The 20,061-nt window shown below is 27.1% G+C and carries 16 protein-coding genes and 1 tRNA gene; 5 read left to right on the top strand and 12 right to left on the bottom strand.

Annotated features, from left to right (window positions below):
- Positions 1-11: 11 nt before the first annotated feature.
- From Q0J69_RS02140 to nhaC, 3 genes are all read right to left on the bottom strand, one after another.
- The gene (locus Q0J69_RS02140; RefSeq protein ID WP_297203862.1) at positions 12-974 is read right to left on the bottom strand and encodes a VWA domain-containing protein; all 963 of its coding nucleotides are present in this window, start codon (positions 972-974) and stop codon (positions 12-14) included.
- Positions 975-991: 17 nt separating this feature from the next.
- Complete coding sequence (locus tag Q0J69_RS02135) at positions 992-2,536, bottom strand: DnaJ domain-containing protein (protein WP_297203859.1); 1,545 nt, start codon at positions 2,534-2,536, stop codon at positions 992-994.
- Positions 2,537-2,636: 100 nt separating this feature from the next.
- Positions 2,637-4,049, bottom strand: a complete 1,413-nt coding sequence (gene nhaC / locus Q0J69_RS02130) for a Na+/H+ antiporter NhaC (RefSeq protein ID WP_297203857.1) — start codon at positions 4,047-4,049, stop codon at positions 2,637-2,639.
- 147 nt (positions 4,050-4,196) lie between these two features.
- Between nhaC and Q0J69_RS02125 the strand changes: the two genes are divergently transcribed.
- Positions 4,197-4,270, top strand: a tRNA-Ala gene (locus tag Q0J69_RS02125).
- Positions 4,271-4,374: 104 nt separating this feature from the next.
- Entirely contained in the window at positions 4,375-4,887 is a 513-nt protein-coding gene (locus Q0J69_RS02120; protein ID WP_297203856.1) for a chemotaxis protein CheW, read from the top strand.
- Here Q0J69_RS02120 and Q0J69_RS02115 read toward each other — a convergent pair whose 3' ends face one another.
- Positions 4,888-5,493, bottom strand: coding sequence for a 5-formyltetrahydrofolate cyclo-ligase (locus Q0J69_RS02115; protein ID WP_297203854.1), 606 nt, complete (start codon positions 5,491-5,493; stop codon positions 4,888-4,890). It lies immediately after the preceding gene.
- Complete coding sequence (locus Q0J69_RS02110; protein ID WP_297203852.1) at positions 5,474-6,229, bottom strand: PilZ domain-containing protein; 756 nt, start codon at positions 6,227-6,229, stop codon at positions 5,474-5,476. Before Q0J69_RS02110 ends, Q0J69_RS02115 begins: the two co-directional genes overlap by 20 nt.
- A gap of 152 nt (positions 6,230-6,381) precedes the next feature.
- On the opposite strand from Q0J69_RS02110, the gene recG reads away from it, so the two are divergent.
- Positions 6,382-8,472: an ATP-dependent DNA helicase RecG gene (recG, locus tag Q0J69_RS02105; RefSeq protein WP_297203850.1), complete on the top strand. Its 2,091-nt coding sequence runs from the start codon at positions 6,382-6,384 to the stop codon at positions 8,470-8,472.
- A gap of 172 nt (positions 8,473-8,644) precedes the next feature.
- Here the strand turns inward: recG and Q0J69_RS02100 are convergent, their stop codons facing one another.
- Complete coding sequence (locus tag Q0J69_RS02100; RefSeq protein ID WP_297203849.1) at positions 8,645-9,316, bottom strand: DUF6320 domain-containing protein; 672 nt, start codon at positions 9,314-9,316, stop codon at positions 8,645-8,647.
- 1 nt (position 9,317) lies between these two features.
- On the bottom strand, positions 9,318-10,586 hold the full coding sequence (locus tag Q0J69_RS02095) for an alcohol acetyltransferase (protein ID WP_366030058.1): 1,269 nt from the start codon (positions 10,584-10,586) through the stop codon (positions 9,318-9,320).
- Between the two features lie 363 nt (positions 10,587-10,949).
- Here Q0J69_RS02095 and leuS point away from each other — a divergent pair, with 363 nt between their 5' ends.
- On the top strand, positions 10,950-13,511 hold the full coding sequence (leuS, locus tag Q0J69_RS02090; RefSeq protein WP_297203847.1) for a leucine--tRNA ligase: 2,562 nt from the start codon (positions 10,950-10,952) through the stop codon (positions 13,509-13,511).
- Positions 13,512-13,813: 302 nt separating this feature from the next.
- Here the strand turns inward: leuS and Q0J69_RS02085 are convergent, their stop codons facing one another.
- Together Q0J69_RS02085 and Q0J69_RS02080 are read right to left on the bottom strand one after the other, a co-directional pair.
- On the bottom strand, positions 13,814-14,395 hold the full coding sequence (locus Q0J69_RS02085; protein ID WP_297203846.1) for a DUF3226 domain-containing protein: 582 nt from the start codon (positions 14,393-14,395) through the stop codon (positions 13,814-13,816).
- Positions 14,396-14,397: 2 nt separating this feature from the next.
- The gene (locus Q0J69_RS02080) at positions 14,398-15,414 is read right to left on the bottom strand and encodes an AAA family ATPase (RefSeq protein WP_297203845.1); all 1,017 of its coding nucleotides are present in this window, start codon (positions 15,412-15,414) and stop codon (positions 14,398-14,400) included.
- A gap of 134 nt (positions 15,415-15,548) precedes the next feature.
- Here Q0J69_RS02080 and hisA point away from each other — a divergent pair, with 134 nt between their 5' ends.
- A complete protein-coding gene (gene hisA / locus Q0J69_RS02075; protein ID WP_297203844.1) occupies positions 15,549-16,262 on the top strand; it encodes a 1-(5-phosphoribosyl)-5-[(5-phosphoribosylamino)methylideneamino]imidazole-4-carboxamide isomerase in 714 nt (237 codons plus the stop codon).
- 220 nt (positions 16,263-16,482) lie between these two features.
- Here hisA and Q0J69_RS02070 read toward each other — a convergent pair whose 3' ends face one another.
- The 3 genes from Q0J69_RS02070 to Q0J69_RS02060 all read right to left on the bottom strand — a co-directional run bounded on the left by Q0J69_RS02070 (position 16,483) and on the right by Q0J69_RS02060 (position 20,019).
- Positions 16,483-18,174, bottom strand: a complete 1,692-nt coding sequence (locus Q0J69_RS02070) for a phospho-sugar mutase (protein ID WP_297203843.1) — start codon at positions 18,172-18,174, stop codon at positions 16,483-16,485.
- Between the two features lie 72 nt (positions 18,175-18,246).
- Positions 18,247-18,909 carry a leucine-rich repeat protein gene (locus Q0J69_RS02065; protein ID WP_297203842.1) on the bottom strand — a complete coding sequence of 221 codons (663 nt, stop codon included), beginning with the start codon at positions 18,907-18,909 and terminating at the stop codon, positions 18,247-18,249.
- Positions 18,910-18,927: 18 nt separating this feature from the next.
- Positions 18,928-20,019, bottom strand: a complete 1,092-nt coding sequence (locus tag Q0J69_RS02060) for a leucine-rich repeat domain-containing protein (RefSeq protein WP_297203841.1) — start codon at positions 20,017-20,019, stop codon at positions 18,928-18,930.
- Between the last annotated feature and the right edge of the window lie 42 nt (positions 20,020-20,061).

The following is a 20,061-nucleotide window of genomic DNA, read 5'->3' as shown; positions in this document are numbered from 1 at the left end:
TATTTTATTATTTATTTTCCTGTAATTCTTAGAGTTTTCTTTTTCTCTTCTATTTTTAGTGCTTCTTCTTTTATATGCTTAAGTATAGGTATTTTAGCAGCTTTATGCGTCTTTTTCATTTCTTCTTCATATTCATCCATTTTTCCAGCATCTTTTGCTGCCATAGCCTGTATTATATCAACTATATCCTCTATTTGTTCTACTCCTATAGCTATTCCTCCTGTAACATTTGCTATCCAAGAAAAAAATTCAATATCTTCAAGTTCTGAAACTCTTTTGCTAAAATCTCCTATATCTATTTTATAAGCAGAAGAAACCTTTCCATAACCGCCGTGTCCAGTATCGCAGAAAACTGTATTTATAGTTACTTGCCTTTGATAAAGCTTTTTAGTTAATTCAAAATAATCATATCCATGTATGCATTCTCTAGGCTCATGCGGTCTGGCATCTCCAAATAATACTATTGATTTTGCATTTATTTCATTCCAGTTCATATTATTATATGCATCATTCAAAGCATCTTCAATAGCTTCATCCCAATCTATACCGTTTCCTATTTTTGTTTCATCTATAAAATTATATAAAGCCTCTATATCTGTTGTAAGTTTATGGCATCTTGTAACATACGGATTATAATCAGAATACATTCCTGTACCATGATCCAAATAAAATATAACCCCTATTCTCAAATTATCTATAACCTTAAATAATATTTTTGCAAGTTCTTTAAATTTTACTCTCAATTTTTCTCTATATTCGCTCATAGAATCGGTAAAATCGCCTATTAATAGCAGATCAAGCCCCTTCTTTCTTTTTATTTCATCATTCATCTGCTTTTGTATGGAATCTTCTTTTAGTATTTTTGATATTTTAGATTTTGATGTATCAACAGATTTTATTTTGTTTAAATTATTTTTATTATTGATTGATACATTGCCTTTTCTCAAAGCGGGTATTTTATTTTCTTCTAACATATTACACTCCTTAAATATTATTTATTTTTTTTAGCGAAATATTCCATATATTCTCTATCATAATTTGATTTTTTATCCTCATCATCCAATAGTATTTCTTTTGCCTTATTAAGCATTGAGGATTTTTCATGTGCTTCTTCTTTATTTTCTTCCGTTGCTGTATCAGGGTGATATTTCATCATCATTTTTCTAAATTGCTTTTTTATTTCTTTTTCAGAATGTGATGCATATTCTTCATATCTTTCTTCATAGTATTCTTCTTCCCATAATATTTCATACCAATTCATAAAGTTTCCGTCAGAATCTTTATATTCATCTTCAGTATAGCTTTCTTCAGAACTTCCTGAAGAAGTATATTCATTAAATATTTCAACCATTTTTATATAGCTTTTGCAGTATGAAAGACCAAATATGCAGCTTCTATATGCTTCTGAAAAGAAATGCTTTTTTATATTTGTATCAGTTTCTTCTATGTAATTTTCTATTTCTTTAATCCATAAATCAAAAATATTTCCGTTTTCATCATTATGTTCCCTTATATTGATAAATTCATTTTTTAATTCTTCAAATGAATCGCTTATTTCTTCTATAGGCGTAGCAAAACCTTTAAATGTTCCGCTTGAATATTTTTCTTCTAATTCTTTAAACTCATTCATAGATTCTTCAAGAAGTTTTAAAGATCTTCTTATAGCTTCTTTTACAACTATTTTCGCTTTTCTTCCATCTTCTGTATCATCAAACTTTATATCTTCAAATGCTATAGCAGACTCTTCCATAGCAGCTATTTTTCTGTCTAGTTCTTTTTCTTTTTCTGCTAATACTTTTTCTATTTCCTCTCTTTTCTCTTCCCATTCTGCCTTCTCTCTTTCAAAACTTTCAAATAACTCTTTTTCCTTTGAATCAAAAGTATCTTCTTTTTCTCTCAAATCAGCATCTCTTGATTCTATATCCTTTTCTCTTTCTGTGCATGTTCTCTCTCTTGAATCAAGCTCTTCTATTTTTTCTTTATAATATTCTTTATCTTTTTTTGCCTCTTCATATTTAGCTTCATATTTTTCTATATTTTCTCTTGCTTTTTCTTCTACTTCTCTTGATTTTTTTTCACGTTTTTTTATATCCTCTCTTTCTTCATCCAAATCCCTGTCTTTTTTTTCTACTCTTTGCTCTTCTTTATCAACATATTCTTTTTTTATGTTTAAATTTATTTCTTCTTTTCTGATATTATTGGCTCTGTCTTTTAAATCTTCTTCTCTGGCATTTAAGTTATTAGATTTTATTTCCAGTTCTTTTTCTTTCTCCTGAAGTTTAATGAATAGTTCATTATATTCATCCATTTTTTTATTTAACTGATTTCCTAAATCAATATTTTTTTCAATATAATTTGTATTACTATCCATTAACTCATGGGTTTTATGCTGAAGCATTGATGTTTTTTCTATTCTATTTGATATTACTTTTTCATTTTTTAATTTTCTTCTATTATTTTTGCTTTGTCTTAATCTTCTATTTTTATTATCTCCTCTAATTATTTGCCTTAATTTTCTATAAGCTTCTTTTAACATATATAATATTCCTTTATATTTATAATAATCAATAATATATATAATAAAAAAATATATCAATATATATTGTATTTTATATATAAATATCTATATGGGTATATTATATATTTTTATTTATTTTCACAGCAAATTTAGGTAAAGTGAGCATATAAATAAAAGAAATGCCTATACTAATAAGATTAAAAAATGAGTAAGGCATGTATTCTAATGTATGAACCCCAAGTATAGAAGTCATATAAACTCCCGTAACAGTCCAAGGAAGCAGAACTTCTGTGAGTGTTCCTCCTTCCTCCATAGTTCTTGATAATACTCCAAGATTGACATTATATTTTTTGTATACATCCTTTAGTACTGAACCTAATGTTAAAAATGTAAACTGCAGACTGCTTAATGCTGAGTTTATTGTAAAGGTAGTAAGCCAAGTTATAAATATTAAACTTCTTACTCCTTTAACTATTTTTACTAATAATTCTATGAGAGTATTTAAAGTTCCTATTAATTGAAGCATAGCCCCATAAGTAAGAGCAAGTATCAAAAATAATACGCTAGGCATGGTGCTAATCATACCGCCTCTGTTTAATAGAGTATGCAGATTTTGAGGTATGTCATTGGGATTAACGCTAGGCGACATTGAAATATTAAATCCTGTTACAAATGATTTCATAGAATTGATAAATCCAAAATCTTGAATAAAAGTTCCTAGTATTATAGCAATCAAACTTCCTATAAACATTGTTATGACAGGATTCACTCCTTTAACGCTTGCAATAAGTACAAATGCTGGCGGAACTAATAAAAGTATATTGAAATTAAATATTGTTTCTAATGATGTTAATATTTCATTAGCTTCTTTAATGTTTTGAATATTAGCAGAAGAAGCATTAAATCCGAGTATTGTGAACACTATCGCAGCAAGTATTGCAGAAGGTATAGTATTTACAAGCATAGTTTTTATATGATTGGAAAGTGTAGTACCAGCACCCATAGCAGCTAGAACAGTAGTGTCGGATATAGGTGAGTTTTTATCTCCAAGGTATGCTCCGCTTATAACAGCACCAGCTACTAAAGGAAGCGGTGTATTTGTAGCCTGAGCAATACCTATAAAAGCAACCCCTGCAGTAGAAGCAGAACCCCAAGAAGTGCCAGTAAATACTGATAGAAATGAAGTTACTATAAAAGCCATTACTGGTATAAATGAAGGATGAATTAATTTTATTCCATAGTATATTAACATAGGCACAGTACCAGAATATACCCAAGAACCAACAACTATACCTATTAGTATAAATATCAAAACACCAATCCAAGTATCAACAACTTTTTTAATGAATGCATTTTCCATGTCCTGCCATTTGTATCCTGCAAAATATGCTATTACGCAGGCTATTAATGTTCCTACAGTAAGTAAGAATTCTATGGGTACTCCGTATTTAACCGTAAATATAAGTACAGTTACTAGTATAAAAATTAATGGGAATAGCTTCCAGAAAGTGTTTATTTTTTTTATATTCATAAGTTTTCCTTAAATAATAATTATTATTAATTACGAATTTTATTTATAAACTATTTTAATTGTAATGTCAATATTTACATCCATATTTTAATTTTCATGTCATTGACTTTTAAGTTAAAATGATATAAAATACTGCCAACTGTATAAGGGGATATAGCTCAGCTTGGGAGAGCATCACAATGGCATTGTGAGGGTCGTGGGTTCGAGCCCCATTATCTCCATATATGTTATTTTTTTGATTGAAAATCTTTTATATTGATATAAAATATAAGAGTATATTTCCGATAATGAAATAACTTCTAATATTGACGGAGGCATTATAAAAATGGCAGAACAGCTAGAGCAACAATCTATAGAAAGTACAGAATCCAGAGCTGAACTTGAAGATAGTACTAACCTAGTTACTTTTAGACTAGGAAGCGGTGAATATGCTATAGATATCATGCAGGCTAAAGAGATAATCAAAATGGAAAAGATTACTCTTATACCTAATGCTCCTGATTTTGTAGAAGGTGTTATCAATTTACGCGGCAATATTATACCTATAATAGATTTGAAAAAACGCTTCAATTTGGAAGAGATTGAGGGAGATAAAAATACTGGTATTATCATTGTAAAAATTGAGGATGTTGATATGGGTATTATTATTGACTCTATATCAAAAGTAGTATCTATAGCAAATTCTGATATTCAGCCTCCTCCTCCAATGCTTTCAGGTATAGGTCAAAAATATATTAAAGGCGTTGGTAAATTAGAAGATAAATTATTAGTAGTATTAGACTTAGAAAAATTATTTACTACTGATGATGACGATGAGCCTGATGTATCTGAAAATTAATTAGAATACAGCAGTTATCACTTTGCTTTCGCTTATAATAATATCTAATATTTCATCATTATTATCTTTGGGAATAAAAGGCAGTATTTGATAGTCGTAGGCTAGTCCTATTCTTAAGGCATTTTTGTTAACTTTTAATATATTGTCATAATATCCGCTTCCAAATCCAAGTCTGTTGCATTTTTCATCAAATGCCAAAGCAGGAATTATGAACATTGATATTTCTTCTATACTGCAGTCTTTACAGTATTCAAAAGGTTCTCCTTGTCCAAATTTTGTATTTCTATTTATATCTTTTTCATAATCATTTATATATTTTAATTTCATGTTATGATTATCTATAATAAAAGGCACAGACACTTTAACATTATTTTCTAATGCGTTCTTTATTATATTAAAAGTAGAAACTTCATTATTAAAATCTATATAAACACATATAGAAGAAAACTTATTAATATTAACTATATTTTTAAATTTTTTGTATATAACAGCACTTCTGCTATTAACAAATGAAGAATCTAAATTATTTCTAATAAGTTTAAATGGTTTTCTTATTATTTTTTTTGCTTCTTTTATATCTAAATTATCATGAAGAGAAGTTCTCATTGTTATATTCTAGCAATATTTCCTGCAATAACTTATCTCTAATAATTTGGTCAATAATTTTTTGAGAAGCCATTCCTATATCAATAAACTGTACAGCAAAACCTTTAGGCAAATCAGGTTTTTGTTTGTCATTATTTATCCATACAACTTTTGCTTCTGTAAATAATTTAAAATCTTTAAAAGATATAGTTAAGCCAAGCATATCACCCTTTTCTGGAATATTAGTATCTGATGAAATATATGCTCCATTACCGCTTATAGATAATATATTTCTGTCTATAGTTCCTCTAATTTTATCTTTATATGCTATAATAACATTTAGAGGCCAATTAGCTCTTGAATATTGTCTTCTTTTAGAACCATTATCTGAGGCTTGAGATATATATGATTTAATAGCCTGAACTATACTTCCTATATCAGTATTTTTTACAAATACTATAGAATTAGGATATTCTTCTGCATTAAATTCATCTAAAGTATCTGTAAGGACTAATTTTATTTGAGGATTAATTTTATTTATTTTATCAGAGAAGAATTTGATGCTGTCTTTATCTTCATCTTTATATCTCATAATATAGAAATATATGTCTAAATTATTTTCTATAATATAGGCTAGTGATGAGTTTGCATCGTTAAAAACACTTATATCAAATTCATCGCCAAAAGCATTTTTATATTTAGTTAATATTCCTACATCATTTTCTATTATGACGCCTTTTATTTGTTCTTTATCCATTAATTGACTCCTGACAATACTTGTGCCATTTAAGTATAACATTTTTTTTTATTTATACAACTACTTTTTTATAAAAAAATAGTTTATTAATCATGTTTATAATTTTCGTATTTATGATATAATATTTTAATAAATTATTAGGATTTACTAAGTTGAAGGAAAATAATTATAGTAAAGATATTTTCAGTAAAAGTATAAAATATTTAAAAGGGGTAGGTCCTAAATATGCTGAAATACTTGCCAAAAAAAACATTATAACATTATACGATTTGGTATCATTTTATCCAAGAACTTATGATGACAGAAGAAAGACATTAAAAATACATGAAGCATTGCAGAACAAAGAAAAAAACAGTGTTGTTTATGCGGAAGTTATAGATATATCAAGTTTTACTTTTCAATATAAGAATAAGCCTTTAGTTATAGTTACTGACGGCATTGCAATATGTGAAGTTCCAATATACGGAGGAAGACTTCCTGCTGGTGTTTCAAAGGGAGCTAAACTGTATATAACAGGAAAGTTTATAAGAAACGGACGAGGAAAAATACAATGCCGAGCTGTAGAATTTGAAAAACCATCCTCAAATGCATTATCTTATGGAAAAATTGTTCCTATATATCCTCTTACTGAAGGGCTTTCTCAAAAAAAGTTACGAACATTAATTGTAGACGAACTTGTTAATTTTGAAAAGAATATGAAATATGATATACCTAATGTTATAAAGAAAAAGTACAGACTTAAAAGTTTTGTTTCATCTATTATGGAAATGCATTTTCCAACTTCTTTTGAAGCATTGCATGAAGCTAGGGAGAGTTTGGTTTTTGAAGAGTTTTTAACTTTTCAGTATATACATTTAAGTGAAAGAAGACCTAATATATTAATAAAGGATGAAAGATACATTTCTTCTAATTTGCTTGAAAAAGTTAAATCAAGTTTAGAATTTGAATTAACTTCGGATCAATTAAGTGCCATATCGGATATAAAAAATGACTTATTTTCAAATAGACAAATGTTCAGACTTCTTCAGGGAGATGTAGGAGCTGGAAAAACTATAGTAGCATTTTTGACAGCATTAATACCAGCAGAATCAGGATTTCAAACTGCATTTTTAGCTCCGACAGAAATATTAGCATTGCAGCATTATAAAACTTTTAAAAAACTCATTAAAGCAGCTGGATTGCAGGATAATATAAAAATTGATATATTAACTTCTTCTGTAAATCAGAATGAACGAGGATATTTATTAAAAAGGCTTAGAGAAGGTAAAAGTAATATATTAGTAGGCACTCATTCAATACTTTATGATGAAGTTGTATTTAAGAATCTTTCTTATGCTATAGTAGATGAGCAGCAGAGATTTGGAGTTTCTCAGCGTGATAAATTATTGTCAAAAGGAAAGAATGTTGATTATCTTCTTATGACAGCAACTCCAATACCTCAGTCATTGGCATTGACATTATTCGGAGAGCTGGACTTATCAATTATAAAAACAGTTCCAAGTACTAGAAAGGGTGTGCTTACAAAATATAAGGAGCTTTATGAAAGGGATCATTGCTATAAATTCTTAAAAAGCAGAATAGCTAAAGGCGAGCAGGGTTATGTAGTTTTTCCATTTATAGAGAATACTGATGCAAATTTTATAACATTGTCAAGCGAGTTTAAAAGAGCTAAAGAAACTTATTTTTCTGATGTTCAAATAGAAATAATACATGGAAAAATGAAAGATGAAGAGAAAGAATTTATAATGAATAAATTTTCAAACGGAGAAATAAAGGTATTATTTTCAACAACTGTAATAGAAGTGGGTATAGACAATCCTAATGCCACTACAATATTGATAGAAGGTGCAGAGCGTTTCGGTTTATCCCAGCTTCATCAGTTACGAGGAAGAGTTGGAAGGGGAGATAAATTGGGCTACTGCTATCTTATAATTCATAGCGAGCTTAATGATATTATAAAAGAAAGGATTAATATAATATGTGAAACTACTGACGGATTTAAAATATCCGAAAAAGATTTAGAGCTTAGAGGGTCTGGAGAGTTTTTAGGAGATAAGCAAAGCGGAATACCTGATTTTAAACTTGGAAATATAATAAAAGACAGTGAAATTATGCGTAAGGCTAAGGATGAGATGCGTTCTATTTTAAAAGATGAAAAAAACAAAGAAGATTTTTATAAAGAGAACGAAGAGTTTATATTAAAGGCTAATTATTTAAAAGATAGAATAGTTAGAGATGAATAATAAAAAATGAATGTTAAACCTTCCAAATAAAAATACTAAGACTTATGACTAAATATGTATATAGATTTTAATTTCTATGCTGTCATTTTTCTTTATTTTTTTTATCTATAAATAATTTAAATATGAAATTGTATAGTTCTAAGTATTATTAAAAAATAAAAATCATAATTTTTTAAACATGAAAAATCTTTTTTAATGATGACAAAAAATCATTTTTAAATAATAACATCATAATCAGTATTATTATTAAGGCACTTGCAAATGCTGATAAACTACTCCAATAAACAAAATGAAACAATGCTGTTATAGGCATTAACATTGATATAAATGATGTTGATATTATATACGATACATATTCATTAAAATATTTATGATCTATCAGAGATATTATAAGCATTGCTATATTTAAAGCCATAGATAAAAATGGTATAGTATAATTGAAAGACCATTTATGAAATCCAGTGCATATATCTATTATTATTATTAATGGAAGAAGTATGAAAAATTCTATTAATAACTTTTGTCTTAAGTACATGGTGTCAGCAGTGAAGTATATATAGCTAAAATATCCAGCAGCTATTGATGAAGCAGATATAACCGCCCAATCATATTTACTGGATGATGCTATATTAACAATTATTAGGGCGGCTATTGCTGCTAAAGATGCTAAAAGTACTATTTTTTTGGCATTAATCTTTTTTTGTTCTTTATAGAAATCATCATAATATGGATATTCTTCATAGATCATTTTGTTATCATCATTATTGTTTAATTCTTTTAAACATAATGGGCATATATTTTTATTTGTTTTAATTTTTAGTTTGCAATTATTACAATAGGCCATTTTATAATACTCCGAAATCATTAGAATATATTTCTATTTCTGAAACATCAGATAAATATTTAAAGAAATACTTTATAATATCAGTTTCAATTACTGTTCTATTGAATGTTATTGATAGTTTATCATAAAAACTGCATACTCCGCAATTTAGCGGACTGTTTATTGTAGGATATACTACAGCTTCAAAATGGCTTATATACTCATTCATTTCATCTGGTAAATTTATATTTCCAAAATTTGATATTGTCATGGTTTTTGTTTTATCTTCAAATAATTTAAATACTAAATTAATTATGAAATTTTTTATAAAAAGCGGTATAAATTTAGCAAATATATTATTTTCTAATTTTGTATTCTCATAAATAAAATTTTCCAAATAATCTTTAGATATTTTATTTTTCATCTCATTTTGAACAATATTAACTATATCATCAAATTCTAATTTCTTATTAGTGTTAACCATTATATTTGTAATGCCAAAGAAATTTTTTAAAGATATAGAAGGAAATATTTTTCTTAAATTAACAGGTATGCATATAACTATATTTTTGCCTTCATACCTATTTTTTATTCTAGTTTCATAAATAGAATATGCTATGACAGATAAAATATATGCAGTTATTGTTATATTGTATTTTTTGCTTTCTTCTTTAATTTTTTCCAAGCTCAATATTCCATGTATTACATTATCTCCGTATATTTTTAATGGTTTTCCTTTTATCAAATAAATATTTTTAATCCTTCTTTCTTTTTTAGATCTTTTTTTATTTTTTGTATGCACTTCAAAACTGTCATCATAATCAGCTATTGTATGTATATTATCTTTGAATATATCTTCATTTATATCATTAATGATTTTAGAAGAAAGTGTAAAGTAATGGTATAACAGAGATTTTAAGAAGGTTATTAAAGATGTTGCATCAGCCAATGAATGTGCTATTTCAACAGAAAGTCTATATTTGTAGAATGCTACTCTTATTAAGTATCCGTTATTTAATTTGCTTTTTATATTATAGCAAGGATAATATTTTTCTTCCTGCACTAATAATTTTCTGTTATTTTCTTCAAAGTAGTTCCAAAATAATCCTTTTTTTATTGATAGGGCAAGAGTTGGAAATCTTTTTATTGTTATATCCAACGCTTTTTGTAATGTTTCTTTATCTATTTCTTCTTTTAATACGGCAGATACTCTAAATACTGGAATATTTTTTTTATTTTTGATGGATACAAAAAGTTTTGCCGCATTATCTAATTTATATAATTTTTTTATATTAAAATACCATTGTTTTATACTATTATTTTAAATTATTAATTTTATTTTGCAATGATTAAATATTACTATTATGTATTAATAAAAACTTTTGGTATGTTATAAGATTTGTAAATTTAATAAAAACTATGGCTGGGAATTAGAATCAATTATCAAAAATCAAAATATTATAATAATTAATCAGATTAATTCTATATTAGATAATGTAAATAAAAGTTATCATAAGGGAAAATGTTAAAATACTATTTACAATTATCACTTGAAAAATATACTGTTTTGCAATATAATTTTTGTCATAATAATATGTAAACAATTTTTTTATTTAATACAAAACTAATAGTATCAAACTACGGAGTGTATATTATGGAATATAATTTTACTACCATTGAAAAGAAATGGCAGAAATTCTGGAAAGATAATAATTCTTTCAAAACAGTATCTAAACCTACAGACAAAAAATATTATGTACTGGAAATGTTTCCTTATCCGTCTGGTAAAATGCACATGGGACATGTTTCTAACTATACTATAGCTGACTCTATAGCTAGATACTATAGACTTTTAGGATACGATATACTGCATCCAATGGGATGGGATGCTTTCGGTATGCCTGCAGAAAATGCTGCTATAGAACATAAAACTCACCCAGCAGAATGGACTTTAAAAAATATAGCTAATATGAAAGAGCAGTTAAACTTACTTGGATACTCTTATGATTGGGATAGGGAAGTTACTACTTGTTTGCCTGATTATTATAAATGGGGACAATGGTTTATATTAAAGATGTATGAGAAAGGACTTTTATACAGAAAAGGCGGAGATGTTAACTGGTGCGATCATTGTAATACAGTACTTGCCAATGAACAGGTTACTCCTGAAGGCACTTGTTGGAGATGCGATGGAGAGGTTACTAAAAAGAAACTCGAACAATGGTATATAAAAGTTACTGATCATGCAGAACAATTAGATGCGGATTTAAAATTACTTGAAGGATACTGGCCTGATAATGTTATAGCTATGCAGAAAAACTGGATAGGAAGAAGTGTTGGTGCTTATGTTAATTTTACTTTAGATGACGGTAAATATTTTCCTATATTTACAACTCGCCCAGATACTATTTACGGTGTTACTTACATGGCTATAGCTTGGAACTATGACGGACTTTTAGATATGTGTACGGCTGAACAAAAAAGTGCAGTAGAAGAGTTTATCAAAAAATCTGCTAAAATAGATCAAAAAACAGACTACGAGAAAGAAGGGGTATTTACTGGAAGATATGTTATTAATCCTTTCAATAAAGAAAAAGCTCCTTTATATGCTGCTAATTTTGTTTTGGCTGAATACGGAAGCGGTGCTGTAATGGCCGTTCCTGCTCATGACCAAAGGGACTTCGAATTTGCCAAAAAATATAATATTCCTGTAAAAGTGGTTATACAGAATGCTGATAATTCTTTGAAAGCTGAAAACATGACTGAAGCATATACTGAAGACGGCATAGTTGTTAATTCAGATATTTTAAATGGACTTTCTACAAGAGATGCTATTAAAAAAGCTATAAGTTATGCATCAGAAAAAGGTTTCGGAAGCGAGAAAGTACAATACAAACTTAGAGATTGGCTTATATCAAGACAGAGATATTGGGGCAATCCTCTTCCTTTTGTACATTGTGAGAAATGCGGAATTGTTCCTGTGCCTGAAAGCGAACTTCCTATAACTCTTCCTATGGATATTGAGTTTACAGTTGGAGATAACCCTCTTAAAAAATCAGAGTCATTTGTTAATACTACTTGTCCTAAATGCGGAGGAAAAGCAAAAAGAGAAACTGACACTATGGACACATTTACATGCAGTTCTTGGTATTATGCCAGATATACTGATGCACATAATGATAAAATGCCTTTTGACCCTGCTATTGCCAATGCTTGGCTTGGAGTTGACCAGTATATAGGTGGTATTGAACATGCCTGTATGCACCTTTTATATTCAAGATTCTGGTACAAGTTTATGAGAGATATTGGACTTATCAAAGGAGATGAACCTTTCAATAAACTTCTTACTCAAGGTATGGTTTTAGCAAACAGCTATGAATCAAGAGAGTTAAAAAAATTCTATACTCAGGAAGAGATGAATAATAAAGCTTATGAAAAAGACGGTATAAAAAAAGAAGACATAATAGTAAAAATGGAAAAGATGTCCAAATCAAAAGCTAATGGAGTTGATCCTGCTGAGATTATAGAGCTTTTCGGTGCCGATGCTGTTAGAATATTTGTTATGTTTGTTGCTCCGCCTGAAAAAGATAAAGAATGGTCTGATGAAGGAGTTAAAGGTTCTGCAAGATTTTTAAATAGAATTTGGAACTTATTTCTAAAATATAAAGATGAAGAAGCATTCAAAAATAGTAAATCATTTGATTATAATAACTTATCAAAAGAAGCTAAAAATCTTTATAAAAAATATCATAAAACTATAAAGAAAGTTACAATAGATATTAAAGACAGATTCCATTTTAATACAGCAATTGCTGCTTTAATGGAGCTTTTAAATGATATGTCATCAATAAAATTAAACGGCGATGATGAATATGCTATGTTTAAAGAGGTTATAAGAGGATATTTGATACTTCTTAATCCAATAGCTCCTCATATAACAGAAGAGATTTATCATATATTAAACTTTGGAAAAATGATACTTGAAGAAAGCTGGGTTGAACACAATGAAGAGTACTGTAAAGATGATGTATTTGAATTAGTATTTCAAGTAAACGGAAAGATAAGAGATAGAGCAGAAGCTGATGTAAATATAAGCGAAGATGATGCAAAAACTCAGGCATTATCAAGTGAAAAAGTAAAACAGTTCATAGACGGCAAAAACATTGTTAAAGTAGTTTATGTAAAAGGCAAACTTGTAAACATAGTTGTAAAATAAAAATATAATCAGTAAAAAATTCATTATAAAAAAGGTATGGATTGAAAAATCTTTACCTTTTTTATTTAACTTTAATTATATATCAGCCCTTTACTCTTTATAGTTTAATTTTGAGTTCTGGTTTTTTGTTATATTTATAACTTAATAAGAAATTAAAGTACCCACCCAAATTTTTATTAGATTTATAGTTTTATTCAACGTACGGTTAGCTAAATTTTATATCTAATTAAAATTAGAATTTATAATCGATTAATATTTTTAATCTTGTTCAGCGTGCGGTAAGTATATGAAAAATATAAAAATTAATTGTTGTTAATAAAATATTTATCAAGAAAGTTTTTCAATGGAATTAAATAATCACTATCTATATTCCAAATTTTATTATTATTATAATCTCTATTTTCTTCTTTAATTTTCTTTTTATCATATCCTTTTATAGATTCTAAATATGCATATACTTTAGATTTATTTATAGGACTATTAGTATTTTCTAATGATTCTATGCATTTTATATAATTATCAAAACAATCCATTATTTCTTTTCTTACAGCAATATTTATTAGTATATTTTCTAAATTACCATTATCTTTATTGTTTGGAAATAAAAATATATCTTCATCATTTAAATTATAATTAGTTAGATTATATTTTATATTAGCAATTGAATTTTGTATATCATTATCAGCATCAAATATTAGAATTAATTTATGATTATCATCAATATATTTTTTTATATTTATTATTTTCTTTTCATTAAAACTGTTACCATTATTTATTTCTATTTTAATATTTTCATTAAAATTATTATAATTATGTTTTATATAATCTTCTAAAAATTTCTTATCAGCTATGCCTTCAACTAATATTAAATATTTTTGATTCATAATTAGTACCTTATATCAGAATCATTTTCAAGTAATTCTTTAACACTGTCTATATCATAATTATATGACTGAAATCCTTTATTTTCCGTATTCACTATATTTATAACATTTACAGTGTCTTTTATCTCACTAAACTCATCATTAACAATTTCAGATAAAAATTTTAATACTTCATAACTATGAGTTGTAAAGAACATTTGAATATCATTGTTTTTACTTAGATTTAATATGCTTCTTAGTAAATGCTTAATGGTTTTATGATGAAGGCCATTTTCTATTTCATCAACTAAAATAGTATTATATTTATTTGCAACTATTGGAAGAACTATAGATAAATATTTTTTTAATCCGTCGCCCATTAAATTTAATAATACTAATTCATTTATACCATCAATATTAATATATATGTCATTTTTTATCATATTAATTGCTTTTATATTTTTATTAAAAAAAGAAATCATTTTTACTAATTGTTCTTCATTTTTATTTTTTAATATTTCTATTAAATAATTGCTTAATAAATTGTATTCCATTATATTAGTTATATAAGCTTCTTTATTTTCAGTTTTTCTATTCATCATAAATATAGTTTTGCTAATATTAGGTATAGTTATTTTTTTTTCTTCTATGGTGATATTAGTATCTTTATTATAAATAATTATATTGTAATTTAATTCAATATAATCATCATTAGTTATTTTTTCATCTTTAAATATTGGTATTATATTTATATTATAACTTGTATTATCATATTTATTATAATTAAAATTTATATTGTTATTATAATCAAAATTATGAAATAGTGTTTTTATCTCTACTTCATTTTTTGCTAATCTGTTTATAGCTTTTATATTTTCAATTATGTTGATACGAGATTCTGATAAGATAAGCATTAAAGTTTCAAGTATGCTTGTTTTTCCGCAGTTATTTTTACCAACTAGAAAATTTATTTTTTTTATATTATCTATTTTTAATTTATCAAAACCTCTAAAATTTTCTATATATAAATCTTTAATCATAGTAAATCCATAAATTTTAAATTATTTCATATTATAAATATCGGAGTTTAAAATAAAAAAATGCAGTTTGCTAATTTTTACATTTATAAATTATATGCTATAATAATACATTAATAATATATGAGGTGTTAAAAATGTATATACTTCCAGCAATAGATTTAAAAAATGGAGAAGTTGTAAGACTTGTAGAAGGAGATTATAATAATAAAAAAACTTATTTTAAAGACCCTTTAGAAGTTCTTGATTTTTTTATAGAAAGCGGAAGTGAGTATTTGCATGTTGTGGATTTGGACGGTGCAAGCGATGGGGAAACTATTAATTTTAAGACTATAGAAAAAATAATAAAAAGATGCGATCTATTTGTAGAAGTAGGCGGCGGTATAAGAAATGAAGACACTATAAAAAGATATTTAGATATAGGTGTAAGGAGAACTATACTAGGTACTGCTGCAGTTGAAAATATTAATTTTACAGAAAGTATGATTAATAAATACGGAAATCATATAGCAGTATCAATTGATTCAAGAGATAGGATGATAGCAGTTAAGGGGTGGAAAGAGATTAATAAACAAGACTCGGTTGAATTTTGTATTAAACTTGATGAAATGGGTATTGATACGATAATATATACAGATATTTCAAAAGACGGAAAATTATCAGGTACTAATTTAGAAATATATAAAGAATTAAGAGAAAAAGTTTCATGCAGTATAATAGCTTCAGGCGGCGTTACTTTTGAAGAAGAAATTATTAAATTAAGAGATATGAATATTAATGGTGCTATAGTTGGCAAGGCTATATATGAAAATAAGCTAGATTTAAAAAAGATTATTACACTTGTTTCATAATAATTTATTACTGGTATATATAAAAAATTAGATGAATTTTACGCCAAACTAGATTTTAATTTTACTCTGTATGCTTTGAGTAAATTCAAAATATATGTATGGTTTTATATTTGTTGTTTTTAATAAATTAATAATAAAATAGTGGTATTAAGATAAGGTTGAAAAATAAAAGCCCCATTAAATTATAATGAGGCTTTTTATATTTAATACAGTAAATATATTATTCTTTAATAAACTTTTTAAAATTAGCTACTTTTTCTTTGGCTATACTAAGTCTTTTATCTTTGCTTTCTTTTACACAAACTTCAAAATAGAATTTAATTTTCGGCTCAGTACCAGAAGGTCTTATAGTAATTTTTGTTTTATCAGAAAGTATGTACTGAAGAACATTAGATTTTGGAAGAGTGATGTCTTTTATTTTTTTGCCTGTATTATCATAAACTTCTTTTTTCTCATAGTCGCTTATAGTTTCTACCTGAACGCCTGAAATTTCTTTAGGTAAATTATTTCTGTAATAAGTCATCAAATCAGATATAGCCTTAGCTCCGTCAGCACCTTTTTTTGTTATTGATATGGTTTCCTCATAGAAGTATCCGTATTTCTCGTAAATGCTTTCTAAATAATCAGCTAATGTCATATTATTATCTTTGCAGTAAGCAAGCACTTCAGCAAGCATCAAACAAGAACTAACACCGTCTTTATCTCGTACATTTGAATTGATACAATATCCGAAACTTTCTTCAAATCCGAATAAATATGTTCCTTCTTTATCTCTCTCTATAACATCAGCAATCCATTTAAAACCAGTAAGTACATCATAAAGTTTAACATTATTAGCATCAGCAATAGCCCTAGCAAGTTCAGTAGTTACTATTGTTTTTACTATGTATGGATTTTTAATATTTTTTTTGTTTGTGATGAGATAGTATGCCATAATAGAGCCTATCTGATTACCTGTAAGATACATGTAACTTCCGTCTTTTGTAAGCAAAGCACATCCCATTCTGTCGCAGTCTGGATCAGTACCCATAACAAGTTCGGCACCTATCTCTTTAGCTTTATTAACTGCTATTTGCAATGCTTCAGGATTTTCTGGGTTAGGAGATTCTACAGTAGGGAAATTTCCGTCAGGAGGCTGAGCTCCTTCTAAAGTTGTTAAATTGGTGAATCCTGCTTTTCTTAATGCCATAGGAACCATTTTGTATCCAGAACCATGTATAGGAGTATAAACTATTTTTATATCATGATGTTTTTTTATTATGTCTGGATTAACTAAATATCCCATTAAATCATTCATGTATTTATCTTCTATATCTTTTCCTATAATTGTGATTTTAGAAGAATCTCCCATTTTTACTTCTTCAGGTTTAACTTTTAGTACTTCATCTATTATGTTTTTATCATGAGGCGGTATAACCTGAGCTCCGTCAGACCAATAAACTTTATATCCATTATATTCTTTAGGGTTATGACTAGCAGTAACAACTATTCCAGCAATACATCCTAAACTTCTAACAGCATAAGAAAGAAGTGAAATAGGGTGAATATCATCGTATAAATAAACATTAATTCCATTTGAAGAAAGTATTTCAGCAGCAGCCTTTGAAAATACATCAGAATTGTTTCTTGAATCGTATCCTATAGCAACTTTATAATTACTTCCGCCTTGCTTTAATATATAATTGGCAAGCCCCTGAGTAGCAACACCAACAGTGTATTTATTCATTCTGTTAGTACCAACTCCCATTATGCCTCTAAGTCCGCCTGTACCAAACTCTAAATCTCTGTAGAATGCATCTGTCAATTCTTTTTCATTTCCTGCATCTAATAATGCTTTAATTTCTTTCTTTGTTTCTTCATCATAAGGACCATTAAGCCATGAATCTATTCTTGCTTTTACTTCTTGTTCCATTATACACACCTCTATTAATTTTTAAAAATTATATATATCAATTATAGTATACAAAAGGTATATAATCAAGTATTATTTGGGCATAGAAACACCGTAATGTATATTAGCCCAAGAAACACCTAAAAAATCTTTCCAATCCTCGCTTTGCGAAGATATATTTGGAAGATATAAATCCGTAGGTTTAACAGTACCTGAAAATGGTTTAACACCAGATAATATGTCTGCAGAAGCACCTAAATATTCTACATTTTTTAAAGAACTGCAATTATTGAAGCTTGTACTTTCAATAGCCGTCAAAGATGAAGTTAATTGAATGCTCTCTAAAGAAGTACATCCGCTAAAGAAATTAGCAGCTAACTTTTGAGTAGGAGCAAAAAGTACCGTTTGCAGAAATGCAGCATTTTCTAATGTGAAATTATAAGAATTATCAAAAGAGGCATTTGATAGATCCAATTCTATATTTTTTTCATTTTGCAGAGCGGTTTTCATAGTATCAAATATTTTAGATGATGAAATATATCCTGCAACTATTATAATATTTTTACCTGTTAATTCTTTATTATTAGACAAAGCATTTTTTATATCATCCTCCGTAGCATTGGCATCTATTACAGAAAGAGTTTTATTTTCATTACCGCCTAATGATATGTCATATTCTGAATAAGGAGAAGTTATTTTATATTTACATGAAGTCATTGTTAAAATAAAAATAAATAATATTAATACTTTTTTCACTTAAAATCTCCTATTTTATTAAGGCATTTTTGTATTATAGTTAATCTTACCATTTGCTTTCCAATTATATGTTAAAAAATTATCCCAACTTCTATCTTGAGGATCAGACGCCACATTAGGAAGATATAAATTCTGCGGAGTTGAAGCGGGATATGTTGAGTATGCCCCAAATAAATCATTGCCTGTTAGATTAATTCCTGTGCTATTATCTCCAAGATATTCTACGCTTTTTAATGATGTGCATCCTGAAAAAGTATGATTGCCTTCCATTGTTTTTAAAAGGCTTGGCAAAGTAATTTTTTCTAATGAAGTACAATTACCAAATGCTAAATCATAAATAACTGTTAATTTGTCATTTAATTGTATACTTTTTAATGCTTTGCATTCAGCAAAAGCAGCTTGTCCTATTGTTGTTACATTTGGCGGTAAAGTTATATGTGTTAATGAAAGGCAAAAATTAAATGAAGAGTGGTTTATAATTTCTAGTGAATTAGGTAATAAAACTGTTTTTAAACTTGAGCAATCATAAAATGTTTGCTGTTTGACTTCTGTAATTTTTGTATTCTGCAAATTTACAGAACTAAGTATATAACATCCATGAAACGCACTTTCTCCAATTTCAGTTATTGAAGATGGAAAATTAATATTTCTTAAACTTACACATGATTTGAAAGCACTTCCGCCTATAGTTGTTATTGTATTCGGCAATTTAATATTTGCTAAATTTTTATTATCCTCAAAAGCATTGTCGGCTATTTCAGTCATGTCCGTTCTGCTTAAATCAAGCAAAGCACCTTTAAGATATTTATCCTTATTTATAATTTTATTTATTGTTACTATAGTACTATTTTTATTTATATTATCTTTAGTGTCGCTTAAAAATATTATATAAGAACCGTGTTCATCAAAATATTGCTGCATGATATTTTCTATATCTGCTTCTTTTGTATCTGCCTTGATTAGATATTTTGGATCAACATTTTCTGGAATAGAGTATAGATCATATACATATTCAGATGATGAGAGCGGATCTGTAGCTTTATAATTACTGCATGAAATAAATAATATTGATATAAATAATGATAATAACAAATTTATTTTTATAAACATTCTATAATATTTTCCTTAAATAATAAATAAATATAATTTATA

This window comes from uncultured Brachyspira sp., assembly GCF_944388875.1.
Classification (GTDB): Bacteria; Spirochaetota; Brachyspiria; order Brachyspirales; family Brachyspiraceae; genus Brachyspira.
The sequence above is the reverse complement of the archived record's forward strand: the minus strand, read 5'-3'. Positions and strand labels throughout refer to the sequence as shown.

Excerpts from the sequence above, each read along its gene's own strand:
- Q0J69_RS02140 (WP_297203862.1), bottom strand. The coding sequence starts at position 974 with ATGTTAGAAGAAAATAAAATACCCGCTTTGAGAAAAGGCAATGTATCA.
- Q0J69_RS02135 (WP_297203859.1), bottom strand. The coding sequence starts at position 2,536 with ATGTTAAAAGAAGCTTATAGAAAATTAAGGCAAATAATTAGAGGAGAT.
- nhaC (WP_297203857.1), bottom strand. The coding sequence starts at position 4,049 with ATGAATATAAAAAAAATAAACACTTTCTGGAAGCTATTCCCATTAATT.
- Q0J69_RS02120 (WP_297203856.1), top strand. The coding sequence starts at position 4,375 with ATGGCAGAACAGCTAGAGCAACAATCTATAGAAAGTACAGAATCCAGA.
- Q0J69_RS02115 (WP_297203854.1), bottom strand. The coding sequence starts at position 5,493 with ATGAGAACTTCTCTTCATGATAATTTAGATATAAAAGAAGCAAAAAAA.
- Q0J69_RS02110 (WP_297203852.1), bottom strand. The coding sequence starts at position 6,229 with ATGGATAAAGAACAAATAAAAGGCGTCATAATAGAAAATGATGTAGGA.
- Q0J69_RS02100 (WP_297203849.1), bottom strand. The coding sequence starts at position 9,316 with ATGGCCTATTGTAATAATTGCAAACTAAAAATTAAAACAAATAAAAAT.
- leuS (WP_297203847.1), top strand. The coding sequence starts at position 10,950 with ATGGAATATAATTTTACTACCATTGAAAAGAAATGGCAGAAATTCTGG.
- Q0J69_RS02085 (WP_297203846.1), bottom strand. The coding sequence starts at position 14,395 with ATGAATCAAAAATATTTAATATTAGTTGAAGGCATAGCTGATAAGAAA.
- Q0J69_RS02080 (WP_297203845.1), bottom strand. The coding sequence starts at position 15,414 with ATGATTAAAGATTTATATATAGAAAATTTTAGAGGTTTTGATAAATTA.
- hisA (WP_297203844.1), top strand. The coding sequence starts at position 15,549 with ATGTATATACTTCCAGCAATAGATTTAAAAAATGGAGAAGTTGTAAGA.
- Q0J69_RS02070 (WP_297203843.1), bottom strand. The coding sequence starts at position 18,174 with ATGGAACAAGAAGTAAAAGCAAGAATAGATTCATGGCTTAATGGTCCT.
- Q0J69_RS02060 (WP_297203841.1), bottom strand. The coding sequence starts at position 20,019 with ATGTTTATAAAAATAAATTTGTTATTATCATTATTTATATCAATATTA.